Here is a 25,872-nt window from a genome sequence, read left to right as displayed (position 1 = left end):
CTCCGCCGCGCCTCGAATCCGGACATTTAGGCCAGCCTTACCTTACCGACTTCGACCGCCCCGGCCCATCAGGAGCGACTGTATGCAGATCATCGGTGGCAGCACCGGCGGCACCGTGGCGGCCCGGGCGGCACTCTCCAGTGGCGGCCCGCTGACCGTCGCCCCCACCACCCTCCCGGACGCGTTCGCGCGGACGGCTCGCCGTGACCCCGACGCGGTGGCGGTGGTCTTCGAGGACGTCGAGGTCACCTACGCCGAGTTGGACGCCAGGGCCAACAGGTTGGCGCACCTGCTCGTCGCCCGGGGTCTGGGCCCGGATCGGGTGGCCGGGCTCGCCGTGCCGCGCTCGGTCGACATGATCGTGGCGGAGCTGGCCGTGCTGAAGGCCGGCGGCGCCTACCTTCCGCTGGACCCGGCCGACCCGGCCGAGCGGCTCGCCTACCTGGTCGGCGACGCGCGACCGGTCTGCCTGGTCACCACCTCCGAGGCGGCGGACCGGCTGCCGCGCGACGACGGTGTGCCCCGGCTGCTGCTCGATGCCCCCGAGGTCGTCGCCGAGCTGGCGGACGCGTCGACCGACGACCCCGAACGGCCCGGCCTGCGGGTCGAGCACGCCGCCTACGTCATCTACACCTCGGGCTCGACCGGCCGCCCCAAGGGGGTGCTGCTCACCCACACCGGCGTGGCCAAGCTGCTCTCCACCCAGTTCGAACGGTTCGGGTTAACCCCCGACGTCCGGGTCCTGCACTTCGCCTCGCCGAGCTTCGACGTGGCGTTCTGGGATCTCTGCCTGGCCCTGCTCTCCGGTGGGCGACTGGTCATCGTCCCCGCCGAGCGCCGCGTCGCCGGGCCGGCCCTCACCGAGTACGCCATCCGGCACCGGGCCAACTTCATGATCCTGCCGCCGGCGCTGCTGGCCGCGCTGCCCCCGGAGTGTGACCTGCCACCGGGCATCCTGCTGGCCGGCACCGAACGGGTGTCGCCGGAGTTGGTCGCCCGCTGGGCACGGGATCGCCGGATGTTCAACGCGTACGGCCCGACGGAGGCCACCGTCAACTCCACGCTCGGTGAGTGTGACCCGGAGCGGATCGACAGCTCCTCGGTCCCGATCGGACGCCCCGACCCGGGCACCGACGCCTACCTGCTCGACGACACGTTGCGGCCGGTGGAGCCCGGTGTGCCAGGCGAGCTCTACCTCGCCGGTCCGGGCCTGGCCCGCTGCTACGTCAACCGGCCGGACCTGACCGCCGAGCGGTTCCTCGCCGACCCGTACGGCCCACCCGGCCGACGGATGTACCGCACCGGTGACGTGGCGAGCTGGCGGGCGGACGGACGGCTGGACTTCCTCGGGCGGGTCGACGACCAGGTGAAGGTGCGCGGATACCGCATCGAGTTGGGCGAGATCGAGTCGGTGCTGGCCCGCCACCCGAACGTCGGCCAGGTCACCGTGCTGGCCCGCGAGGACCGCCCGGGTGACGTGCGGTTGGCGGCCTACGTCGTACCGAGCGAGGACGAGGCACCGCAGGACCGGGCCGACAGCCAGGTCGCCGAGTGGAAGGAACTGCACGAACTGCTCTACCAGGCCGGCCGGGTCGAGCGCTTCGACGAGAACTTCACCGGCTGGAACAGCAGCTTCGACGGCTCGCCCATTCCGTTGAAGCAGATGCGCGAGTGGCGGGACACCACTGTCGACCGGATCCGGTCGCTGCGACCCCGGCGCGTCCTGGAGATCGGTGTCGGCAGCGGGTTGCTGCTGTCGCGACTCGCCCCGGAGTGCGAGAGCTACTGGGGACTCGACCTCTCCGAGCAGGCCATCGACACGCTACGGGCCGCGGTGTCGACGATTCCCGGGCTCGCCGAACGGGTCACGCTGCGCGCCCAACCGGCGCACGACCTGACGGGGGTGCCGACCGGCTGGTTCGACACGGTCGTCATCAACTCGGTGGTGCAGTACTTCCCGAGCGCCGACTACCTGAGCGGCGTGCTGCGCGAGGCGGCCGAGCGACTCGCCCCCGGCGGTGTGATCTTCGTCGGAGACGTCCGCAACCTGCGCCTGCACCGGGCGCTGCACGAGGCGATCCAGACCAGCCGTGGCGTGGCCCCCGCCGCGGTGGACGCCGCCGTCGAGGCGGCGGTCCGCGCCGAACGGGAGCTGCTGCTCGACCCGGACTACTTCGCCACGCTGCCGACCGGATCGATCCGGGGCGCCGAGGTGTGGGTCAAGCGGGGCGGCTACGACAACGAGCTGAGCGGCTACCGCTACGACGTGGTGCTGACCACCGAGGCGGCGCCCGCGCCCACACCCGAGACGACGTACGCCTGGGCCGGGCACCTGGACGACGTCCGGAAGCAGTTGACCGCCGGCCCGCGGCGGCTGCGGGTCACCGCGGTGCCGAACGCGCGCCTGGGCGGGCACGACGCCCCGTCCGTCGAGGACTTCCACGCGCTGGCCGACGCAGCCGGCTACCACGCCGTGGTGACCTGGGACGGCTCCTCGACAAGCGGGGACCTGGACGTCGTCTTCGAACGCGGCACCGAGCCCCGCCGCGCCTACCGTCGGGGCGCGGCGGTCGCGCACGCCAACACCCTGACCGCGGTCGCCGATCCGGCGGCCCTGGTGAAGGCGCTGCGTCTGCACGCCGAGTCCTGGCTGCCCAGCTACATGGTGCCGACCGGCTTCGTGCTGCTGGACCGCCTGCCGGTGCTGACCAGCGGCAAACTCGACCGGGCCGCGCTGCCCGCACCTGACTACGCCGCCCAGGCCACCGGCACCGCGCCCCGCACGCCCCGCGAGCGGGTGCTCTGCGAGCTGTACGCGGACGTCCTGGGCGTCCCCGGGGTCGGCATCGAGGACGACTTCTTCAGCCTGGGCGGGGACAGCATCGTCTCCATCCAGTTCGTGCTGCGCGCCCGCGCGGTCGGGCTGGTCTGCACCTCACGTCAGGTGTTCGAGCTTCGGACGGTGGCCGCGTTGGCCGAGGCCGTCACCGAGCTCGACACCGGCGCCCGGGACCAGCCCGACGACGGGGTGGGCGACATCCCGTTCACGCCGATCCTGCGCTGGCTCGACGAGACCGGCGGCGGAATCGACGCGTTCAGCCAGTCGATAGTGCTCGCCACGCCGGCCGGAGCCACCGAGGCCGACCTGGCCGCTGTGTTGACCGCGCTCACCGACCGGCACGACCTGCTGCGCTCGCGGTTGGTCCGCGCCACCCCGACGACGCCGGGCCGGCTGCACGTCGCGCCGCGCGGCGCCGCCCGGCCGTGGCTGCGGCGGGCCGAACCCGGCGCGGTGTTCGAGGCCGAGGAGCAGGCCGCCGCCGGCCGGCTCGACCCCGAGTGGGGGGTGATGGCCCAGGCCGTCTGGTTCGACCGCGGGCCCTCCGCGCCGGGCCGGCTGCTGCTGGTCCTCCACCACAGCATCGTGGACGGCGTCTCGTGGCGGATCCTGCCGGCCGACCTCGCCGCCGCCTGGGAACAGCGGACGGCGGGGCGTACCCCGGTCCTGGAACGCACCGGCACGTCCTTCCGGCGGTGGGCCACCGCCCTCACCGAGGCGGCCCGGCGGCCGGAACGCACCGCGGAACTGGCGCTGTGGCAGCGCATCCTGACCGGCGCGGACCCGGCGTTGACGCGGCGTCCGCTGCGGCCGGTGGACGACCTCGCCACTGTCACCCGGCACACCGTGCGGCTGCCCGCCGCGACCACCGAGCCCCTGATCACCACTGTCGCCGCCGCCTTCCACGCCGGCATCAACGACGTGCTGCTCACCGCGCTGGCCCTGGCGATGATCGACTGGCGGACCCGGCACGGGAAGGGCGCCGAGCGCTCGGTGCTGATCGCCCTGGAGGGGCACGGCCGGGAGGAGCAGGTCGTCGCGAACGCCGACCTCACTCCGGCGCTCGGCTGGTTCACCACAGTCTTCCCCGTCCGCCTCGACCCCGGTGACGTCGACATCGCCGAGGCGCTGGCCGGTGGTCCGAGCGCCGGCACCGCGCTCAAGCGACTCAAGGAGCAGCTGCGGGCCATCCCGGACCACGGCATCGGGTACGGGATGCTGCGCTACCTCAACCCGGACACCGAGCCTGAGCTGGCCGCCCGTCCCGCCCCGCAGGTCAGCTTCAACTACCTCGGCCGGTTCACCGCCTCGTCCGGCGACGGTGGGAGCTGGACGCCGGTGGCCGGGCACGGCATCCTGGCCGGCGGGTTCGACCTGGGCATGCCCGTCGCGCCGTACGCCTTGGAGATCAACGCCTACGTGCAGGACACCACTGCCGGCCCGGAGCTGGGGGTGACCTGGGCGTACCCGCGTGAGCTGCTGGACGACGCGGCGGTGGCCGACCTGGCCGCGACCTGGTTCGCCGCGCTGGAGGCGCTCGTCGTGCACGCCCGCGGCCCGGCCGCCGGCGGGCTCACCCCGTCCGACCTGACGCTGACGCTCAGCCAGGACGAGATCGACGAGTTCGAGGCCGAATGGGAGCTCTCGTGACCGCGACCGCCACCCCCGGGCAGGCCTCCGGGATCGCCGACATCCTGTCGCTGACCCCGCTCCAGGAAGGGCTGCTGTTCCACGCGCATCTCGCCGCGGACGGCCCGGACGTCTACACCGGACAGTTGACAGTCGCCCTGGACGGGCCACTGGACGCCGAGCGGCTGCGGGCAGCCGGGCAGGCCCTGCTCGATCGTCGGCCCAACCTGCGGGTGGCGTTCCGCCGCCGCAAGAACGGGCAGTCGGTGGCCGTGGTGCCCCGGCACGTGCCGCTGCCCTGGGCCACCCTGACCCTGACCGAGGACGACCTCCCCGGCTTCCTCGACACGGACCTCTCGACCCGGCTCGACCCGGCGACCGCGCCGCTGCTGCGGATGACCCTGGTCCGCCTCGGTCCGCACCGGCACCGGCTCGTGCTCACCCACCACCATCTGCTGCTCGACGGTTGGTCGGTGCCGCTGCTGCTGGACGAGTTGATCGCCCTCTACCGGGGCGACCCGCTGCCGGAGCCCGCCGACTTCCGCGACTACCTCGCCTGGACCGCCGCCCAGGACCGCCCGGCGGCCGAGGCCGCGTGGCGCGCGGCACTGGCCGGGCTGGACGGGCCGACCCTCCTCGCTGGCCGTCCGCCGGCCCACGCGGTCGTTCCGCAGCGCCTCGTGCGTGACCTCCCGGTCGAGGCGACCACTCGGCTCACCGCCCTCGGCCGTGCCCGTGGGCTCACCCTGAACACCATCGTCCAGGGCGCCTGGGGCATCGTGGCCGGCGCGCTGACCGGCCGCGACGATGTCGTGGTCGGCGCGACGGTCGCCGGGCGTCCGCCGGACCTCCCCGGCGCCGACACCATGATCGGCCTGTTCATCAACACCATTCCGGTACGCATCACCCTGGACCCGGCCGCGCCGGTGGCGACAGTGCTGCGCCGCCTGCAGGACGGGCAGGTGCGGCTCATGGAGCACCAGCACCTCGGGTTGGCCGAGATCCAGCGGCTGGCCGGGCACGGCGAGTTGTTCGACACCCTGACGGTCTTCGAGAACTACCCGCTGGGCGAGTCGCTGCCGGCGCCGGCAGACGGCGTACGCGTCACCGGCGCGGACGTCCGCGACTGCGCGCACTACCCGCTGACGCTGACCGCGCGTCCCGGCCACCGGCTGCACCTCGATCTGGAGTACCGCGCCGACCTGATCGACCCCGACGCCGCCGCGACGCTCCTGGACCGGCTGACCCTGGTGCTGACCCGGATCTGTGCCGCCCCGGACGCGCCCCTCGCCGCCGTCGACGTGCTGACCCCGGTGGAACGGGACCGCGTCCTGCGGGGCTGGAACGACACCGCCAGGCCGGTGCCCGACACCACGGTCAGCGCCCTGTTCCACGAGCAGGCGGCCCGGACGCCCACCGCTGTCGCTCTCGTCGCGGACGAACGCGAGTGGACCTTCGCCGAGGTGGAGCGCTGGGCTGCCGGCCTGGCCGGGGCGTTGCACGAGCGCGGCGTCACGCGTACCGACCGGGTGGCGCTCGCGTTGCCACGGGCGCTCACCGTGCCGGCGGTGTTCGGCGTGCTCGACAGCGGCGCGGCGTACCTGCCGCTCGACCTGAACCAACCGACCGACCGGCTCACCGCGATGCTCGACGACGCGCAGCCGGCGATCCTGGTCATCACCGGGGACACCGACGTGCCCTGGTCGGGCCCTCGGCTGGTGGTGGGCTCGGCGGTGCCGCAGGCAGAGCCGTTCGTGGCGGGGCCGTCGGCGGACGACCCCGCGTACGTGATCTTCACGTCGGGGTCGACGGGCCGGCCGAAGGGTGTGGTGGTGCCGCACCGGGGCATCGTGAACCTGTTCGCGTCGCATCGGGAGCGGCTGATGGCCGGCCCCCGGCGTCGGGTGGCGCACGTGGCGTCGTTCACCTTCGACGGGTCGTGGGAACCGCTGCTCTGGCTGCTCGACGGGCACACCCTGCACGTCGTCGACTCGGACGTCTACCTCGATGCCGCCGCGCTTGTCGGCCACCTGCGTACGCAGCGGATCGACGTGTTGGACGTGACGCCCACCTACCTGCGGGAGCTGGTGCCGGCGGGGGTTTTGGACGCGGGCCTGAGCGTGCTGCTGGTCGGTGGCGAGGCGATCGACGAACGGTTGTGGCAGCAGGTCTGCGCGACGCCGGGGTTGAGCTGTCACGACCTGTACGGGCCGACCGAGGCGTCCGTGGACGCGTACGGGTGGCACGGCCCGGAGCGGTCGGCGTACCGACTGGCGAACGTCCGCACCTACGTCCTCGACGCCGCCCTGCGGCCGGTGCCGCCGGGGGTGCTCGGTGAGCTGTACGTGGCCGGGGCGGGGCTGGCCCACGGATACCTGAATCAGGCCGGGTTGACGGCACAGCGGTTCGTGGCCGACCCCTTCGGTGCGGCCGGCAGTCGGATGTACCGCACCGGGGATCTGGCCCGGTACAACCGCGACGGGGTGCTGGAGTTCGCCGGCCGCGCCGACGGACAGGTCAAGGTTCGCGGCTTCCGCATCGAGCTGGGCGAGATCGAGGCCGCCCTCGGCCAGGCCGCCGTGGTGCTCCGCGACGGCAGACTGGTCGCCTACGTCGTGGGTGGACCCGTCGACCTGGACCGGCTGCGCGCCACGGTACCGGACTACATGATCCCCTCGGCGTTCGTCGAGGTGGACGCGCTGCCCCGCACCATCGCAGGCAAGCTCGACGTGGCCGCGCTGCCCGCCCCGGACTTCGCCGCGTCGAGTGTGGGTCGGACCGCCCGCAACAGCCGCGAACAACACCTGTGTGACCTGTTCGCCGAGGTGCTGGGCCTGCCGTCGGTGGGCATCGACGACGACTTCTTCGCCCTCGGTGGCCACTCGCTGCTGGTCATGCGCCTCGCCGGCCGGGTGCGGGCCGTCCTCGGTGTCGAGCTGCCGGTCCGCGCGGTCTTCGACACACCGACCGTGGCAGGACTACTACCGAGACTTGTCGGATCGAGCCGAGCACCGCTGGTGGCCGGAGCACGCCCGGACCGGGTGCCACTGTCGTACGCCCAACAACGGCTGTGGTTCCTCTACCGGCTCGAAGGGCCGAACCCGACGTACAACATCCCGATCGCCTGGCGGCTGCGCGGCCGACTGGACCCGGACGCGTTGGTCGCGGCCATCGGCGACGTGGTCACCCGCCACGAAACCCTCCGCACCATCTTCGGCGAGCAGGACGGCGGCGAGCCGTACCAGCGGGTCCTGCCCGCCGCACCGGTCGCGGTGCCGGTGACGGACATCGCCGAGGCGGACCTCCCCGGGCGGCTGGCCGAGATCGGCGGGTACGGATTCCGCCTCGACCACGAGCCGCCGCTGCGCGCCCAGCTCTTCCGGATCGCACCGGACGAGCACGTGTTGCTGCTGCTGTTGCACCACATCGCCGGCGACGAGTGGTCGGATGTGCCACTGCGCCGCGACATCGTGGCCGCCTACACCGCCCGCTGCGCCGGGCTGGTGCCGGCGTTCCCGCCGCTGCCCGTGCACTACGCCGACTTCGCGCTGTGGCAGCGCGCCGAGTCGGGCGCGCTCACCGCGCAGGTCGACGGCTGGCGGGAGGCCCTGGCCGGGCTGCCCGACGAGGTGGACCTGCCGGCCGACCGGCCCCGCCCGGCGCAGGCCGGTAACCGTGGCGACGTGGTCGACTTCACGCTGCCCGCCGAGGTGACCGAACGGCTGCGTGCGCTGGCCCGGTCCACCGGGACCTCCATGTTCATGGTGGTGCAGGCGGCGGTGGCGGTGTTGCTGTCCCGGTTGGGCGCAGGCACCGATGTGCCGTTGGGCGCACCGGTGGCGGGTCGGCCGGACGCCGCGTTGGACGACCTCGTCGGGTTCTTCGTGAACACGCTGGTGCTGCGCACCGACACCTCGGGTGACCCGTCGTTCCGCGAATTGCTGGCCCGGGTGCGGGAGACCGACCTGGCCGCCTTCGACAGGCAGGACGTGCCGTTCGAACACCTCGTGGAGGCGCTGAACCCGGTCCGGTCGTTGGGCCGGCACCCGCTGTTCCAGACGATGGTCTCCTACCTCGGCGAGGCCGACGCCGCCTGGCACCTCGGGTCGCTGCGCGTCGAGACCGAGCGGGTACGCCAGCACGTCGCGATGTTCGACCTGTCCTTCGACTTCTTCGAGACCCGCGGCGGCGTCCGAGGCGAGTTGGAGTACGCCACTGACCGGTTCGACAGTTCGTCCGCCCAGACCCTCGTCGAGCGGTTGCAGCAGGTCCTCGCCACCGTCGCCACCGACCCGTCGACGGTGGTGAGCAGGATCGACGTGCTCGCCCCCGCCGAGCGTTCCCGGCTGCTGGCCGTGCCGGCCACCACACCGGTCCCGCCTGGCTCCATCGTGGACCTGTTCGTCGCGCAGGCGGCGGCCAGCCCCGAGGCGGTGGCCCTGGTCTCCGGCGGACGCTCCTGGACGTACGCCGAGTTGGACGACTGGTCGTCGCGGCTCGCCGGTGCGCTGGCCTCGTACGCCGGGGGCCTCGTCGCGCTGGCCACCTCCCGCCCGCTCACCGTCCCGGCGGTCCTGGGCGTGCTCAAGGCGGGTGTGGCGTACCTGCCGCTGGACGCGTACCAGCCGACCGACCGGATCGCGGCGATGCTCGACGACGCGCAGCCGGCGATCCTGGTCGCCACCGGGGACACCGACGTGCCCTGGTCGGGCCCTCGGCTGGTGGTGGGTTCGGCGGCGCCGGAGGCGGAGCCGTTCGTGGGTGCGCCGTCGGCACACGATCCCGCGTACGTGATTTTCACGTCGGGGTCGACGGGCCGGCCGAAGGGTGTGGTGGTCCCCCACCGGGGCATCGTGAACCTGTTCGCGTCGCATCGGGAGCGGCTGATGGGCGGCCCCCGGCGTCGGGTGGCGCACGTCGCGTCGTTCACGTTCGACGGGTCGTGGGAACCGTTGCTCTGGCTGCTCGACGGGCACGCGTTGCATGTGTTCGACGACGACGAGTACCGCGACGCGGGTGTTCTCGTGTCGCGGCTGCGTGACCAGCGGATCGACGTGCTCGACGTGACGCCCACCTACCTGCGGGAGTTGGTGCCGGCGGGGGTTTTGGACGCGGGCCTGAGCGTGCTGCTCGTCGGCGGCGAGGCGATCGACGAACGGTTGTGGCAGCAGGTCTGCGCGACGCCGGGGTTGACCTGTCACGACCTGTACGGGCCGACCGAGGCGTCCGTGGACGCCTACGGATGGGAGGGTCCGGAGCGGGCCGCGTACCGGTTGGCGAACGTGCGCACCTACCTACTCGACGCCGGACTGCGACCGGTGCCCCCGGGCGTCCTCGGTGAGCTGTACGTGGCCGGAGCGGGGCTGGCCCACGGGTACCTCAACCGGGCCGGGCTCACCGCGCAGCGGTTCGTGGCCGACCCGTACGGCCCGGCCGGTGCCCGGATGTACCGCACCGGGGACCTGGCCCGATGGAACCGCGACGGGGTGCTGGAGTTCGCCGGCCGCGCCGACGGACAGGTCAAGGTACGCGGCTTCCGCATCGAGCTGGGCGAGATCGAGGCCGCCCTCGGCCAGGCCGCCGTGGTGCTCCGCGACGGCCGGCTGGTCGCCTATGTCGTGGGTGGACCCGTCGACCTGGACCGGCTGCGCGCCACGTTGCCGGACTACATGATCCCCTCGGCGTTCGTCGAGGTGGACGCGCTGCCCCGCACCATCGCAGGCAAGCTCGACGTGGCCGCGCTGCCCGCCCCGGACTTCTCCACGCTGGTCGGCGGCACGGCCGCCCGCAACAGCCGCGAACAACACCTGTGCGACCTGTTCGCCGAGGTGCTGGGCCTGCCATCGGTGGGCATCGACGACGACTTCTTCGCCCTCGGTGGCCACTCGCTGCTGGTCATGCGCCTCGCCGGCCGGGTGCGGGCCGTCCTCGGTGTCGAGCTGCCGGTCCGCGCGGTCTTCGACACACCGACCGTGGCAGGACTACTACCGAGACTTGTCGGATCGAGCCGAGCACCGCTGGTGGCCGGAGCACGCCCGGACCGGGTGCCACTGTCGTACGCCCAACAACGGCTGTGGTTCCTCTACCGGCTCGAAGGGCCGAACCCGACGTACAACATCCCGATCGCCTGGCGGCTGCGCGGCCGACTGGACCCGGACGCGTTGGTCGCGGCCATCGGCGACGTGGTCACCCGCCACGAAACCCTCCGCACCGTCTTCCCGGACGTCGACGGGACCCCCTACCAACACATCCTCCCACCGGATGCCGTCCCGGTCGCGTTCCACGAGGGCGGCGACGTCGACGCCGCCGCCGAGCACGCGTTCGCGCTCGATCGGGAGCCGCCGCTGCGGGTCGACGTGTTCCGGGTGGCACCGGACGAGCACGTGTTGCTCCTGCTGGTGCACCACATCGCCGGTGACGAATGGTCCGACGAACCGTTGCGCGCCGACCTCACCGCCGCGTACGAGGCACGCCGCGCCGGACACGCCCCGGCGTTCCGACCGCTCCCCGTGCAGTACGCCGACTTCGCCCTCTGGCAACGCGAGCAGTCCGCCGACCTGACCGACCAGGTGCAGGCGTGGCGGGAGGCCCTGGCCGGGCTGCCCGACGAGGTGGACCTGCCGGCCGACCGGCCCCGCCCGGCGCAGGCCAGTCACCGGGGTGACCTCGTCGACTTCGTCCTGCCCGACGCGGTGGCCCGCGACCTCCGGCAGCTGGCCCGATCGACCGGGACCTCCCTGTTCATGGTGGTGCAGGCGGCGGTGGCGGTGTTGCTGTCCCGGTTGGGCGCAGGCACCGATGTGCCGTTGGGCGCACCGGTGGCGGGCCGACCGGACACCGCCCTGGACGACCTCGTCGGGTTCTTCGTGAACACGCTGGTGCTGCGCACCGACACCTCGGGTGACCCGTCGTTCCGCGAGTTGCTGGCCCGGGTGCGGGAGACCGACCTGGCCGCCTTCGACAGGCAGGACGTGCCGTTCGAACACCTCGTGGAGGCCTTGAACCCGGTCCGGTCCCTGGGCCGGCACCCGCTGTTCCAGACGATGGTCTCCTACCTGCCGGGCGGGGGCGACACCTGGACACTCGCCGAGCTGACCGGGACGCCCGAACCCGTCGGACACCGTACGGCGATGTTCGACCTCTCCTTCGACTTCGCCGACGCTCCGGACGGCGGCATCGAGGGAAGCCTCGAATTCGCCACCGACCGGTACGACCGCGCGTCCGCCCAGATCCTTGTCGAACGGTTGCAGCGGGTCCTCGCCACGGTCGCCACCGACCCGTCGGCGGTGGTCAGCCGAATCGACGTCCTGAGCCAGGACGAACGGGACCTGCTGCTCGCCGTCGACGCCGACGCGACCACACCGCCGGGGTCCATCGTGGACCTGTTCGAGACGCAGGCATCGACCACACCGGCGGCCGTGGCGCTGGTCTCCGGTGGCCGGTCGTGGACGTTCGCCGAGTTGGACAGGTGGTCGTCCCGGCTGGCCGGCGTGCTGGCCGGACGCGGCGTCGGCCGGGGTGCCCTGGTCGCGCTGGCGGTATCGCGCCCGCTCACCGTCCCGGCGATCCTGGGCGTACTCCGGGCGGGTGCGGCGTACCTGCCGCTCGACGCGTACCAGCCGACCGACCGGATCGCCGCGATGCTCGACGACGCCGCGCCGACGCTGGTGCTCACCACCGGCGACACTCCCCTGCCGCCGGACCACGCCCACCTGCTGCTCGACGAGGCCACCCTCTTCGAGGGCCCGATCGGCAACCCCGACCGCCCCCGGGCCGACGTCCCCGCGTACGTGATCTTCACGTCGGGGTCGACGGGCCGGCCGAAGGGTGTGGTGGTCCCCCACCGGGGCATCGTGAACCTGTTCGCGTCGCATCGCGAGCGGCTGATGGCCGGCCCCCGGCGTCGGGTGGCGCACGTCGCGTCGTTCACCTTCGACGGGTCCTGGGAGCCGCTGCTCTGGCTGCTCGACGGGCACACCCTGCACGTCCTCGACGAGGACGAGTACCGCGACGACGCCGCGCTGGTCGCCTACGTCCGTCGCCACCACCTCGACGTGCTGGACGTGACGCCCACCTATCTGCGGGAGCTGGTCGCGGCCGGGCTGTTGGACGCGGGCCTGAGCGTGCTGCTGGTCGGTGGCGAGGCGATCGACGAACGACTGTGGCAACAGGTCTGCGCCACGCCCGGGTTGACCTGTCACGACCTGTACGGGCCCACCGAGGCGTCCGTGGACGCCTACGGATGGCACGGCCCGGACCGGGCCGCGTACCGGTTGGCCAACATGCGCACCTATCTGCTCGACGCCGGACTGCGACCGGTGCCCCCGGGCGTCCTCGGTGAGCTGTACGTCGCCGGAGCCGGGCTGGCGCACGGGTACCTCAACCGGGCCGGGCTCACCGCGCAGCGGTTCGTGGCCGACCCGTACGGTCCGGCCGGTGCGCGGATGTACCGCACCGGGGACCTGGCCCGGGTCAACCGCGACGGGGTGCTGGAGTTCGCCGGCCGCGCCGACGGACAGGTCAAGGTACGCGGCTTCCGCATCGAGCTGGGCGAGATCGAGGCCGCCCTCGGCCAGGCCGCCGTGGTGCTCCGCGACGGCAGGCTGGTCGCCTATGTCGTGGGTGGACCCGTCGACCTGGACCGGCTGCGCGCCACGTTGCCGGACTACATGATCCCCTCGGCGTTCGTCGAGGTGGACGCGCTGCCCCGCACCATCGCAGGCAAGCTCGACGTGGCGGCACTTCCCGCCCCGGACTTCTCCGAGCTGGTCGGCGGCACGGCCGCCCGCAACAGCCGCGAACAACACCTGTGCGACCTGTTCGCCGAGGTGCTGGGCCTGCCGTCGGTGGGCATCGACGACGACTTCTTCGCCCTGGGTGGCGACAGCATCGTCTCGATCCAACTGGTCAGCCGGGCCCGCGCGGCCGGCCTCGGCATCAGCCCCCGGGACGTGTTCCGGCACAAGACCCCGGCCGGGCTGGCCCAGACCGCCACCGTCGACACCACGGTGGCCGAGGACCCGCGCGAGGCGTACGGGAGCGCACCGCTCACCCCGGTGATGCGTTGGCTCGCCGAGGTGCGGGGCCCGACCACCGGATACAGCCAGTCGATGCTGCTGCACGCCCCGGCCGGGCTCACCGCGGCCGGGCTGGCCGAGGTGGTGCAGGCGCTCGTCGATCGCCACGACCTGCTGCGCGCCCGGGTGACCGAGGACGGTGTGCGGATCCCCGAGCCCGGTGCGCCGGTCGACGTCGTGCGGGTGACCTCGTACGACGAGAAGAACCTGCCCGCGATCGCCGCCGCGGCCCGCGACCGGCTCGACCCCGCCCGGGGTGTCATGCTCCAGGCGGTGCTGCTCGAACCCGGGCACGTGCTGCTCGTCGTGCACCACTACGCCGTGGACGGGGTGTCCTGGCGGATCCTGCTGCCCGACCTCGCCGCCGCCTGGGCGGCCCGGCAGGCGGGCACCCCGATCGCCCTCCCGCCCACCGGCACCTCGTTCCGCCGCTGGGCCCGGGAACTCGACGGCCTCTCCCGCGACCCACGGACGGTGGCGCAACTGCCGTACTGGACCGAGGTTCTGGCCGGGCCGCGCGCCGCGCTGGGCAGCCGACCCCTCGACCCGGCCCGCGACCGCACCGGCACCTGCGACGAGATCACCATCGAGCTGCCACCGGAGGAGACCCAGCCGCTGCTCACCACGGTGCCCGCCGGCTTCCACGCCGGCGTCGGCGACGTGCTGCTGACCGGGCTCGCGTTGGCGCTGCGCGACTGGGCCGGCGGTGCCGGCTGGCTGGTCATGCTCGAAGGGCACGGCCGCGAGGAGCACCTGGTGGCCGGCGCCGACCTGTCCCGCACGGTCGGCTGGTTCACCAGCGAGTACCCGGTCCGACTCGACCTCGGTGCGGAGCACCCCGGTGACGCCCTGAAGACGATCAAGGAGCGGTTGCGGGCGGCGCCGGACAACGGCGTCGGCTACGGCCTGCTGCGCCACCTCAACCCCGAGACGGCAGGCGTGCTCGCCGGGTACGGCCCGCCTCTGATCGGCTTCAACTACCTCGGCCGGTTCGCCGCCGGGAACGCCGACGAGGGCCCGTGGGAACCGGCCGGCGAGGGCTGGGGCGGCGGCGCCGACGACGGCATGCCCGCCGACTACCCGCTGGAGATCAACGCGACCGCCGAGGACCACGCCGACGGGCCCCGGCTCGCCGCGACCTTCACCTGGCCGCGGGACCTGCTCACCGGTGAGCAGGTCCGTGAGCTGGCCCGCCGCTGGCAGGAGGCGCTGCGAGCGCTCGCCGCCGACCCGGGATCCGGGGGTTACACCCCGTCCGACCTGAGCCTGGTCGAGGTGAGCCAGGCCGACATCGACAGCCTTGAGGCCGAGTTCGCCGACCTCGAGTCCGAGTGGGAGACGCAGTGACCAAGAAGACCGGGCTCGAGGACGTCCTGCCACTGACGCCGTTGCAGGAGGGGCTGCTCTTCCACGCGCTCTACGACACCGACGCCCCCGACGTCTACACCGTGTCGACCGCGCTGGACCTGACCGGGCCGCTGGACACCGTCCGGCTCCGCGACGCCGGGCAGGCGCTGCTCGACCGGCACGCCAACCTGCGGGCCGGGTTCCGGCGTACGGCCAGGGGCAGCACCGTCGCCGCGATTCCCACCCGGGCCCGGCTGCCCTGGGCCGAGCACGACCTGAGCGGCCTGCCCGAGGCCGAACGCGCCGCCGAACTCGACCGGCTCGCCGCCGCCGACAGGCACCAACGCTTCGACATGGCCCGGCCGCCGCTGCTGCGGATGACGCTGACCCGACTCGGGAACGCGCTACACCGCCTCACCATCACGCACCACCACATCCTGCTCGACGGCTGGTCCGCGCCGCTGCTCGTGCGGGAACTGCTCGACCTGTACGCCAAGCCGGGCTCGTTGCCGCCGGTCACCCCGTACAAGGCGTACCTGGCGTGGCTGGCCCGCTGGGACCGGGACGCGGCCACCGCCGCCTGGCGGGACGCGCTCGCCGGGCTGAACGAACCGACCCGGATGGCACCCGCCGGCACCACGCCCGAGCCGGTCGTCCCCGGCTCGGTGGAGACCGCGCTGCCCGCCGAGCTGAGCGGCCGACTCACCGACCTCGCGCGTACCCTCGGCGTCACGGTCAACACGGTGGTGCAGGCGGCCTGGGGTCTGCTGCTGGCCCGGCTCACCGGCCGCGACGACGTGGTCTTCGGCGCCACCGTCTCCGGGCGGCCACCGCAGTTGCCCGGCGTCGAGTCGATGATCGGCCTGTTCATCAACACCGTGCCGGTGCGGGTCCGCATCGACCCGGCCGAGCCGGCCCGCGACCTGCTCGTGCGCGTACAGGACGAGCAGGCCGCGCTGATGGAGCACCAGTACCTCGGGCTGGCCGACATCCAACGGCTGGCCGGGCACGGCGAGCTGTTCGACACCCTCACCGTCTTCGAGAGCTACCCGGACAGTCCGGACGCCGCCGAGCCGGTGCCCGGGCTGCGGGTCACCGAGGCGCAGGACGAGGACGCCACCCACTATCCGCTGGTGCTTGTCGCCGAGCCGGGCTCGCGGATCAACCTGGAGATCCGGCACCGCGCCGACGTGTTCGACGCCGACGCCGCCCGCACCATTCTCGACCGGCTGGTCCGCGTCGTCACCGGGCTGGCCGCCGACCCGGCGGCCCCGGTCGGCCGGATCGACATCCTCGACCCGGCCGAGCGTGCGGCCGTCCGCACCGAGTGGAACGGCAGCACGGACGGCATCGTCGCCACCACCTTCCCCCGGCAGTTCGCCGAGATGGTCGCGGCGTACCCGGAGAACATCGCCGTGATCTGCGAGGACGAGCAGGTCAGCTACGCCGAGTTGGCCGTGCGTTCGGACCGGCTGGCCCGGGCGCTGGCCGCCCGTGGGGTCGGCCCCGGCCAGGTCGTCGCGGTGGCACTCCCCCGCTCCGTCGACCTGGTCACCGCGCTTGTCGGCGTGCTGCGCTCCGGTGCCGCCTACCTCGCGCTCGACCTGGACTACCCGGCCGACCGGCTGCGCTACATGCTGGAGGACGCCGCGCCGGCCTGCGTCGTCACCCGCGCCGAGCTGGCCGACGCGCTGCCCGGCGACCGTCCGGTGGTGGACGTGGCCGCGTCCGGCCCGGACGTGACGCCTGTCGCGCCCGCCGTCGCGGACGCCGCGTACGTCATCTACACGTCCGGTTCGACCGGGCGACCCAAGGGCGTCGTCGTCACCCACGAGGGCGTCGCGAAGCTGCTCGCCACCCAGCGGCGCCGGCTCGGTGTCACGCAGGCCAGTCGGGTGCTGCTCTTCGCGTCGCCCAGCTTCGACCTCGCCTACTGGGAGCTGTGCCAGGCGCTGCTGTCCGGTGGTGCGCTCGTGGTGGTCCCGGCCGAACTGCGCGTTCCCGGCGCGCCGCTCGTCGACTACCTCACCAAGCACGAGGTCACCCAACTGGCCCTGCCGCCGTCGGTGCTCAGCGCGCTGCCGGCCGACTGCCGGCTGCCGCTCGGGGTGTCCATGCTCGTCGGCACCGAGGAGGTGCCCGCCCGGCTGGCCGAGCGGTTCGCCGCCGGCCGGCGCATGTTCAACGCGTACGGGCCCACCGAGACGAGCGTGAACGCGACCCTGTGGGAGTGCGCGCCGGTCGCCACCGGCACCGTGCCGATCGGCTACCCGGATCCGGGGCAGTTGGCGTACGTGCTGGACAGCGGCCTGAACCCGGTCCCGCCCGGGATCGTCGGCGAGCTGTACCTGGGCGGTCTCGGCCTGGCCCGCGGCTACCACAACCGGCCCGGCCTGACCGCCGAGCGCTTCCTGCCCGACCCGTTCGCCGCGCCCGGCGGCCGGATGTACCGCACCGGCGACCTGGTGCGCTGGTCCCCGGACGGGGCGTTGGAGTTCGTCGGCCGCGTCGACCACCAGGTCAAGATCCGCGGGTTCCGGGTGGAACTCGGCGAGATCGAGGCTGTCGTGGCCCGCCAGGAGGGCGTCCGGCAGGCCGCCGTGGTGCTGCGGACCGACGGTGGCGTCAAGCGGATCGTCGCGTACGTCGTCGGCGGCACCGATCTCGGCCGGTTGCGGGCGGAAGTGGCCGCCACGCTGCCCGACTACATGGTGCCCGGCGCGTTCGTCGCCCTGGACGCGCTGCCGGTGTCGGTGAACGGCAAGCTGGACCGGGCCGCCCTGCCCGCCCCGGAGTTCACCGCCGACAGCGGGCGCACACCCCGGACTCCCCGCGAGAAGCTGCTCTGCGACGTCTTCGCCGAGGTGCTGGGGGTGCCCGCGGTCGGCATCGACGACGACTTCTTCGCCCTCGGCGGGGACAGCATCATGTCGATGCAGTTGGTCGGCCGGGTCCGGGTCGCCGGCCTGCTGATCTCCCCGCGTCAGGTGTTCCTCCAGCGCACCCCGGCCCGGCTGGTGGCCGTCGCCGGCACCGTGACCGGTGCCGACGCGGTGCCGTCGAGCCTGTCCCTGGTCACCCTCACCGAGGCCGACCGGCGCGAACTGGCCGGCCTCGGCGTCGACGTCCGCGAGGTGCTGCCGCTCTCGCCGTTGCAGACCGGCCTGCTGTTCCACAGCCTGCTCGACGACGCCGGCCCGGACGTCTACACCGTCCGCATGGTGGTCGACCTGACCGGGCCGATCGACGCCACCCGCCTGCGCGCCGCCGGTCAGGCGCTGCTCGACCGGCAGCCCAGCCTGCGCGCCTCGTTCCACCACCTCGGGTCCGGCACGGCGGTCAGCGTCGTCCCGGCCACCGTTGCCGTGCCGTGGACCGACGTCGACCTGTCCGAGGTGGACACCGACGCGAGGGAGGTGGCCTGGCAGCGGCTCCTCGCCGAGCAGGGCCGCCGTTTCGATCCGGCCGTCGCGCCGTTGCTGCGCCTGGCCCTGGTGCGTACCGGCCCGGACGCGCACCGGCTCGTGCTCACCCACCACCACCTGCTGCTGGACGGCTGGTCCCGGGGACCACTGCTGGCCGAGCTGTCCGCCCTGTACCGCGACGGCGACACCGCGCCGGTGACCGGCCGGTCGTTCCGGGACTATCTCGCCTGGCTGGCCGGGCAGGACCGGCGGACCGCCGAGAACGCCTGGGCCGCCGCGCTCGGCGGCCTGGCCGAACCCACCCGTGTCGCGTCCGCCGACGGCCGCCGTGCCGCGCTGGCTCCCGAGGTGGCCGAGGTGGAGTTGCCCGCGGACCGGACGGCGGCGTTGACCGCGAACGCCCGCGCCCGTGGTCTGACCGTGAACACCATCGTGCAGGCCGCCTGGGCGCTGCTGCTGGCCCGGCTCACCGGCCGCGACGACGTGGTCTTCGGTGCCACCGTCTCCGGGCGGCCACCGCAGTTGCCAGGTGTCGAGTCGATGATCGGGCTGTTCATCAACACCGTGCCGGTGCGGGTGCGCATCGACCCGGCCGAGCCCGCCCACGCGCTGCTGGACCGGATCCAGGACGAGCAGTCCGCGCTGATGGAACACCAGTACCTCAGCCTCACCGACATCCAGCGCGTCGCCGGGCACGGCGAGTTGTTCGACACCCTGCTGGTCTTCGAGAACTATCCGGACGGCGACGCCGACGACGACGGGTTGCCGGTCACCGGCACCGACGGGCACGACGCCACCCACTACCCGCTCACGCTCATCGCCGAGCCCGGCCCGACCCTGCACCTCGCCGTCGAGTACCGGCCCGACCTGTTCGACGCCGCGTACGCCGCCCGGCTCGCCACGGCACTTGTCACGGTCGTGGACGAACTGGTCACCGGGTTGGACGCCCCGGTCGGTCGGGTCGGCCTGCTCGACCGGGCCGGGAGCGCGGCGATCCGGACCGCCGGGACCGGTGCGGTCCGCGAACTGCCCGCGGCGACCCTGCCGGAGTTGGTGGCCGCACAGGTCGCGGCGACCCCCGACGCGGTGGCGCTCGTCGACCCGGACGGTGTCGAGATGACCTACCGCGAACTGGACGCGCGCACCGAGCGGCTGGCCCGGGTGCTCGCCTCCGTCGGCGCCGGACCGGAGACAGTCGTCGCGCTGGCCCTTCCGCGTTCGGTCGAGCTGGTCGTGGCGATCCTCGCGGCCGGGCGGGCCGGCACCGCGTACCTGCCGCTGGACCTGGACCACCCGGACGCGCGCCTGGCGGCGATGCTCGCCGACGCGCGGCCCGTCGCGGTGCTCGCCGTCGGCGGCACCGCGTCGCGCGTCGCCGGGCTGCCCCACGCGGACGCACCGATCGTGCTGGACGGACCGCTGGACGACCCGGACGTGCGGCTGCGCCCGCCCGGCCCCCGGCACCCGGCGTACGTCATCTACACCTCCGGCTCCACCGGGGTGCCCAAGGGCGTCGAGATCGAACACGCCGGCATCGTCAACCGGCTGCGCTGGATGCAACACGAGTACGGCCTCAGCGTGGGCGACCGGGTGTTGCAGAAGACCCCGGCCGGCTTCGACGTCTCGGTCTGGGAGTTCTTCTGGCCGTTGGGCACCGGGGCCACCCTGGTCATCGCCCGGCCGGACGGCCACCGCGACCCGGTCTACCTCGCCGAGGTGATCCAACGGGAACGGGTCAGCACCGTGCACTTCGTCCCGTCGATGCTCGCCGCGTTCCTCGCCGAGCCGGACGCGGCCGGCTGCACCACTCTGCGCCGCGTCCTGTGCAGCGGCGAGGCGCTGCCCAGCGTCCTCGCCGACAGGTGCCGGGACGTGCTGCCCGGCGCCGCCCTGCACAACCTGTACGGCCCGACCGAGGCCTCGGTCGACGTGACGGCGTGGCCCGCCGAGCGCGGCACCGGCACCGGCACGGTCCCGATCGGTGCGCCGGTGTGGAACACCCGGGTCAGCGTGCTCGACGCCGGGCTGCGCCCCGTGCCGGTGGGGGTGCCGGGTGAGCTCTACCTCTCCGGCATGCAGTTGGCCCGTGGTTACCGGGGCCGACCCGACCTGACCGCCGACCGCTTCGTCGCCGACCCGTACGGCCCTCCCGGCACCCGCATGTACCGCACCGGCGACCAGGTGCGCTGGAGCGCGCCCGGGGTGCTCGAGTTCCTCGGCCGGGGCGACGGCCAGGTGAAGATCCGTGGGCTGCGCGTCGAGCTGGGCGAGATCGAGGCCGCGCTGACCGCACAGCCCGAGGTGGGTTCGGCGGTGGTGCTGCTGCGCGAGGACCGGCCGGGTGTCGCACACCTGGTCGCGTACCTCACCGTGGCCGGCACCCTGGACGAGGCGGCGTTGCGCGCCCGGCTCGCGACGCTGCTGCCCGCGCACCTGGTGCCGTCGGCATTCGTCGTCCTGGACGCGTTGCCGGTCTCGGTGAACGGCAAACTGGACCGGGCCGCCCTGCCCGCCCCCGACCTCGCCGCGGCGGGCACCGGCACGGCCGCGCGCAACCCGCGCGAACAGGTGCTCGTCGACCTGTTCGCGCAGGTGCTGGCGGTGCCCACGGTGGGCGTCGAGGACGACTTCTTCAGCCTCGGCGGCGACAGCATCATCTCGATCCAGTTGGTCGGCCGGGCCCGCGCCGCCGGTCTGTCGCTCACCCTGCGGCAGGTGTTCCACCTGCGGACGCCTGCCGCGCTGGCCGCCGCCGCCGGGTCGGCGTTCACCGCCACCAGCGGCAGCGGTGCGCTCGTCACGCTCACCGACGCCGAGACCGCCGAGATCGCCGGGCGGGGCCTGGACGTGGCGGAGGTGCTGCCGCTCTCACCGTTGCAGACCGGGTTGCTCTTCCACGCCGCGTTCGACGCCGACGGCCTCGACCTCTACACCGTGCAGATGGTCTTCGACCTGCCCGGCCCCGTCGACCCGACCCGGCTGCGCGCCGCCGCGCAGGCACTTGTGCAGCGGCACGCCAACCTGCGGACGTCGTTCCACCAGCTCGACTCCGGCCGACCGGTCGCCGTGGTGCACCGGGGCGTCACGCTGCCGTGGGCCGAGGCGGATCTGTCCGATCTGGAGGCCGCGCGGCAGGAGGAGGCGTGGCAGCGTTGCCTCGCCGAGGAGGGCCGCCGGTTCGATCCGGCGGTCGCCCCGCTGCTGCGGATGATGCTGGTGCGCACTCCTGACGCGTACCGGCTGATCCTCACCCACCAGCACATGCTGCTCGACGGCTGGTCCCGAGGGCCGCTGCTGGACCAGCTCGCCGAGTTGTACGCGGGCGTCGAGAGTGGCACCGCCCCGCCGCCGTACCGCGACTTCCTCGCCTGGCTGGCCGGGCAGGACCGGTCCGCCGCCGAAGAGGCGTGGCGGACGGCGCTGGCCGGGGTCACCGACGCCACCCGGCTCGCCCCGGCCGACCCGCACCGCGAGCCGGCGGTGCCCGAGCTGGTCGAGCGGGAGCTGACCGAGGCCGTGACCGCGCGCCTGACCGGCCTGGCCCGCTCCCGGGGGTTGACGCTGAACACGCTGGTCCAGGCCGCCTGGAGCATCGTGCTGGGTCGGCTCACCGGCCGCGACGACGTGGTCTTCGGCGCCACCGTCTCCGGGCGGCCGGCGCAGTTGCCCGGCGTCGAGTCGATGATCGGGCTGTTCATCAACACCGTGCCGGTGCGGGTGCGCCTCGACCCGGCCGAGCCGGTGGCCGGGCTGCTGGCCCGGCTCCAGGACGAGCAGTCCACACTGCTCGACCACCAGTACCTCGGGCTGGCCGACGTCCAGCGCCTGGCCGGGGTCGGTGAGCTGTTCGACACGCTGCTGATCGTCGAGAACTACCCGGAGCGTGCCGACGACGGGTCGGAGAGCCTGCTCGCCGCCGTCGACGCGGGCGGACGCGACGCCACCCACTACCCGCTCACCTGGGTCGTCGACCCCGGCCAGCGGCTGCGGGTGGGCCTGGAGTTCCGTCCCGATCTCTTCGCCCCGCCGGTCGCCCGGCGACTCGTCGGCGCGCTCACCGCCGTCCTGACCGCGTTCACCACCGACCCGGACCGCGCGGTGGGCCGCCTGGACCTGGTGGCGGACGAGGACCGCACCGGCTGGAACCCGCCGCCGCCCGCCGGGAGCGACGACCCGACGGTGGCGGACCTGTTCGAGCGGCAGGTGGCCGAGTCACCGGACGCGCCCGCCGTCGTCTGCGGCCCGGTTCGCCTGACGTTCGCCGACCTCAACGACCGCGCCAACCGGCTGGCCCGGCTGCTGGCCACCCGGGAGGTCGGCGCCGAGGACGTGGTGGCCCTCGCCCTGCCACGCACCGCCGACGCGATCACCGCGATCCTCGCGGTGCTCAAGTGCGGTGCCGCCTACCTGCCGCTGGACCCGACCTACCCGCCGGCGCGGGTCGCCGCGATGCTCGCCGACGCGCGGCCCGCCGTGCTGCTCACCGCCACCGGGGTCGGTGTCAGCGCGGACGGGCTCGACCGCGTCCTGGTCGACGACCCGGCGTTGGCCACGCTCGCCGGGCACGACCTGACCGACGACGACCGGGTACGCCCGGCCCGCCCGCAACACCCGGCGTACGTCATCTACACCTCCGGCTCCACCGGACGCCCGAAGGGTGTGGTGGTGACCCACCGCAACCTGGTCAACCTGTTCCGGAGCCACCGCGCGCAGTTGCACCTGCCCGCCCGCGCCGCCACCGGCCGCCGTCACCTGCGGGTCGGGCACGCCTGGTCGTTCGCGTTCGACGCCTCCTGGCAGCCGCAGTTGTGGCTGCTCGACGGGCACGCCCTGCACATCGTCACCGAGGAACTGCAACGCGACCCGGAGCAGCTCGCCGAGCTGATCCGGGCCGAGGGGATCGACTTCATCGAGCTGACCCCCTCGCACTTCGCGCAACTCGCCGACGCCGGCCTGATCCGCGACGGGCGCTGTCCCCTCGCCGTGGTCGGTGTCGGCGGCGAGGCGGTGCCGCCCGCGCTCTGGCAGCGTCTCGGCGCGTTGCCCGGCACCGAGGCGTTCAACCTGTACGGCCCGACCGAGGCGACGGTGGACGCTCTCGCCGCCCGGATCGGCGACACCGCGTCCCCGGTGATCGGCCGAGCCGTCGCGGGTGCCCGCGCGTACGTGCTGGACCGGGCCCTGCGGCACACCCCGACCGGCGTGCCCGGCGAGCTGTACGTCGCCGGGGCCGGCCTGGCGCGTGGCTACCTGGGCCGGCCCGACCAGACCGCCGAGCGTTTCCTCGCCGACCCGTACGGTGCGCCGGGTGAGCGGATGTACCGCACCGGTGACCTGGTGCGGTGGACCGAGGACGGTCGGGTGGAGTATCTCGGCCGGGTCGACGAACAGGTGAAGATCCGCGGCTTCCGGGTGGAGTTGGGTGAGATCGAGTCGGTGCTCGCCGCGCAGCCCGGCGTCACCGAGGCCGTGGTGGTCGCCCGGGAGGACCGCCCCGGCGTACGCCTCCTCGCCGGCTACGTGGTCGGCGGCGACGGCCTCGACCTGGCCGCGTTGCGCGCCGCGGTCGCCGTCGAACTACCCGACTACATGGTGCCGTCCGCCCTGGTCCGCCTCGACCGGCTGCCGACCCTGGCCAACGGCAAGCTGGACCGGGCCGTGCTGCCCGCGCCCGACCTCGGCACGAGCGGCGCCGGCCGGGCCCCCCGGACCGACCGGGAACGTGTCCTGGCCGAGGTGGTCACGGCCGTGTTGGGTCTGCCCTCGGTGGATGTCGAGGCCGACTTCTTCGCGTTGGGTGGTGACAGCATCGTCGCGATGCAGCTCGTCGGTCGGGCCCGTGCCGCCGGCCTGCGGCTCACCCCGCGGCAGGTTTTCGCGGAGCGTACGGTGGCCGGGTTGGCCCTGGTCGCGACCGTGCTCGACCGGGCCGACGGCCGGATCGGCGACGGGGTCGGGTCGTTCCCGCTGACCCCGGTGATGCGCTGGCTGCGCGAGGTGGACGGCCCGATCGACGGGTTCAACCAGTCCGCGGTCGTGCAGGTCCCGGCGGGGCTGGGTTGGGCGCCGCTGCTGGCCGCGTTGCAGGCCGTCGCCGACCGGCACGACCTGCTGCGGGCCCGGCTGGACCGCACCGGCGACTGGTCGGTGACCGTGCCGCCGCCGGGCTCGTCGCGGGCCGCCGACTGGACGGTACGCGTCGACGTGACAGGCCTCGACGACCGTGGCCTGTGGGACGCGGTCGTCGAGCAGGCGACAGTCGCGCAGGCCGGGCTCGACCCGGACCACGGGGGGATGATCCGGGCCGCCTGGTTGGACGCCGGCCCGCACCGGCCGGGCCGCCTGCTGCTGCTGGTCCACCACCTGGTCGTGGACGGTGTCTCGTGGCGGGTGCTGCTGCCCGAGATCGGCGCGGCCTGGCGGGACGCGGTCGCCGGTCGCACACCGCTCACCGCCGCCACCGGCACGTCGTTCCGCCGCTGGGCGACAGGCCTCGCCGAGCGGGCGTTGGACCCGGCCCGGGTGGCGGAGCTGCCGAGGTGGGAGCGGATCGTGCGGCGGGGCGACCCGTTGCCGGTACGCCGCCCGCTCGACGCCGCGATCGACGTGGCCGGCACCCTGCGCGACATCACCCTGACCCTGCCCACCGACGTCACCGAGGCCCTGCTGACCCGCGTGCCGGCCGGGCTCGGCGCCGGTGTCAACGACGTCCTGCTTGGCGCGTTGGGGGTGGCCGTCACCCGGTGGCGGGCCGCGCAGGGCGGCGCGGGCGACGCGGTGCTCGTCGCGTTGGAGGGCCACGGGCGGGAGGAGCACCTGGTGGACGGGGCGGACCTGTCCGGCACGGTCGGCTGGTTCACCAACGTCTTCCCGGTCTGCCTGGACACCGCCGGGATCGACGTGTCGGTGGGCGGTGCGGCGGTGGCCGAGGCGGTGGTGCGGGTCCGCGAGCACCTGGCCGAGTTGCCGGACAACGGCATGGGCTACGGCCTGCTGCGCTACCTCAACCCGGTGACCGCGCCCACCCTGGCCGCGCTGCCGCATCCGCCGATCCAGTTCAACTACATGGGACGGTTCGACTTCCCGGAGGCCGCCGACTGGGAGTTCGCCCCCGAGGCGGAGGCCGCCGAGAACGGCGCCGACGACGCCATGCCCGAGACGTACGAACTGGTGCTGAACGCCCAGACCGAGGACCGCGCGACCGGCCCGCAGCTGGTCGCCACCTGGAGCTGGCCGGACGGCGTGTTTCCCGAAGGCTCGGTGGACGATCTCGCCCACCTCTGGTTCGAGGCCCTGCACACCCTGGTAACGCACACCCGCACGAGGAGTATCCGATGAGTACGAACCCGTTCGACAACGCCGATGGCACGTTCCTGGTGCTGGTCAACGACGAGAACCAGCACAGCCTCTGGCCGGTCTTCGCCGAGGTGCCGGCCGGCTGGCGGACCGTGCACGGCCCGGCCGGTCGGCAGGACTGCGTCGACTACGTCAACGCGAACTGGACCGACATGCGCCCGCAGAGTCTGATCGACGCCGACCGCTGACCGGCGGCCCG

At 73.7% G+C, this 25,872-nt stretch carries 4 protein-coding genes; all 4 read left to right on the top strand.

Going from position 1 to position 25,872, the window contains the following annotated elements:
- The first annotated feature begins 82 nt into the window (after nucleotides 1–82).
- Genes AB0B14_RS14755 through AB0B14_RS14740 form a run of 4 tightly spaced genes read left to right on the top strand, consistent with a single transcriptional unit; the run spans nucleotide 83 to nucleotide 25,861 of the window.
- Nucleotides 83–4,489, top strand: a complete 4,407-nt coding sequence (locus AB0B14_RS14755; protein ID WP_357522712.1) for an amino acid adenylation domain-containing protein — start codon at nucleotides 83–85, stop codon at nucleotides 4,487–4,489.
- Complete coding sequence (locus AB0B14_RS14750) at nucleotides 4,486–14,892, top strand: amino acid adenylation domain-containing protein (RefSeq protein ID WP_357522711.1); 10,407 nt, start codon at nucleotides 4,486–4,488, stop codon at nucleotides 14,890–14,892. Before AB0B14_RS14755 ends, AB0B14_RS14750 begins: the two co-directional genes overlap by 4 nt.
- Nucleotides 14,889–25,655 (top strand): amino acid adenylation domain-containing protein, encoded by a 10,767-nt coding sequence (locus AB0B14_RS14745; RefSeq protein ID WP_357522710.1) that lies wholly within the window; start codon nucleotides 14,889–14,891, stop codon nucleotides 25,653–25,655. The genes AB0B14_RS14750 and AB0B14_RS14745 overlap by 4 nt, the downstream gene beginning before the upstream one ends.
- Complete coding sequence (locus AB0B14_RS14740; RefSeq protein ID WP_357073336.1) at nucleotides 25,652–25,861, top strand: MbtH family protein; 210 nt, start codon at nucleotides 25,652–25,654, stop codon at nucleotides 25,859–25,861. The genes AB0B14_RS14745 and AB0B14_RS14740 overlap by 4 nt, the downstream gene beginning before the upstream one ends.
- Nucleotides 25,862–25,872 lie beyond the last annotated feature (11 nt).

The sequence above is a fragment of the Micromonospora sp. NPDC049171 genome, assembly GCF_040648275.1.
GTDB lineage: Bacteria > Actinomycetota > Actinomycetes > Mycobacteriales > Micromonosporaceae > Micromonospora.
This window is presented reverse-complemented; position numbering and strand designations above follow the sequence as displayed.

What these genes read in the sequence shown, in the direction of transcription:
- AB0B14_RS14755 (WP_357522712.1), top strand. Translation starts at nt 83, where the DNA reads ATGCAGATCATCGGTGGCAGCACCGGCGGCACCGTGGCGGCCCGGGCG.
- AB0B14_RS14740 (WP_357073336.1), top strand. Translation starts at nt 25,652, where the DNA reads ATGAGTACGAACCCGTTCGACAACGCCGATGGCACGTTCCTGGTGCTG.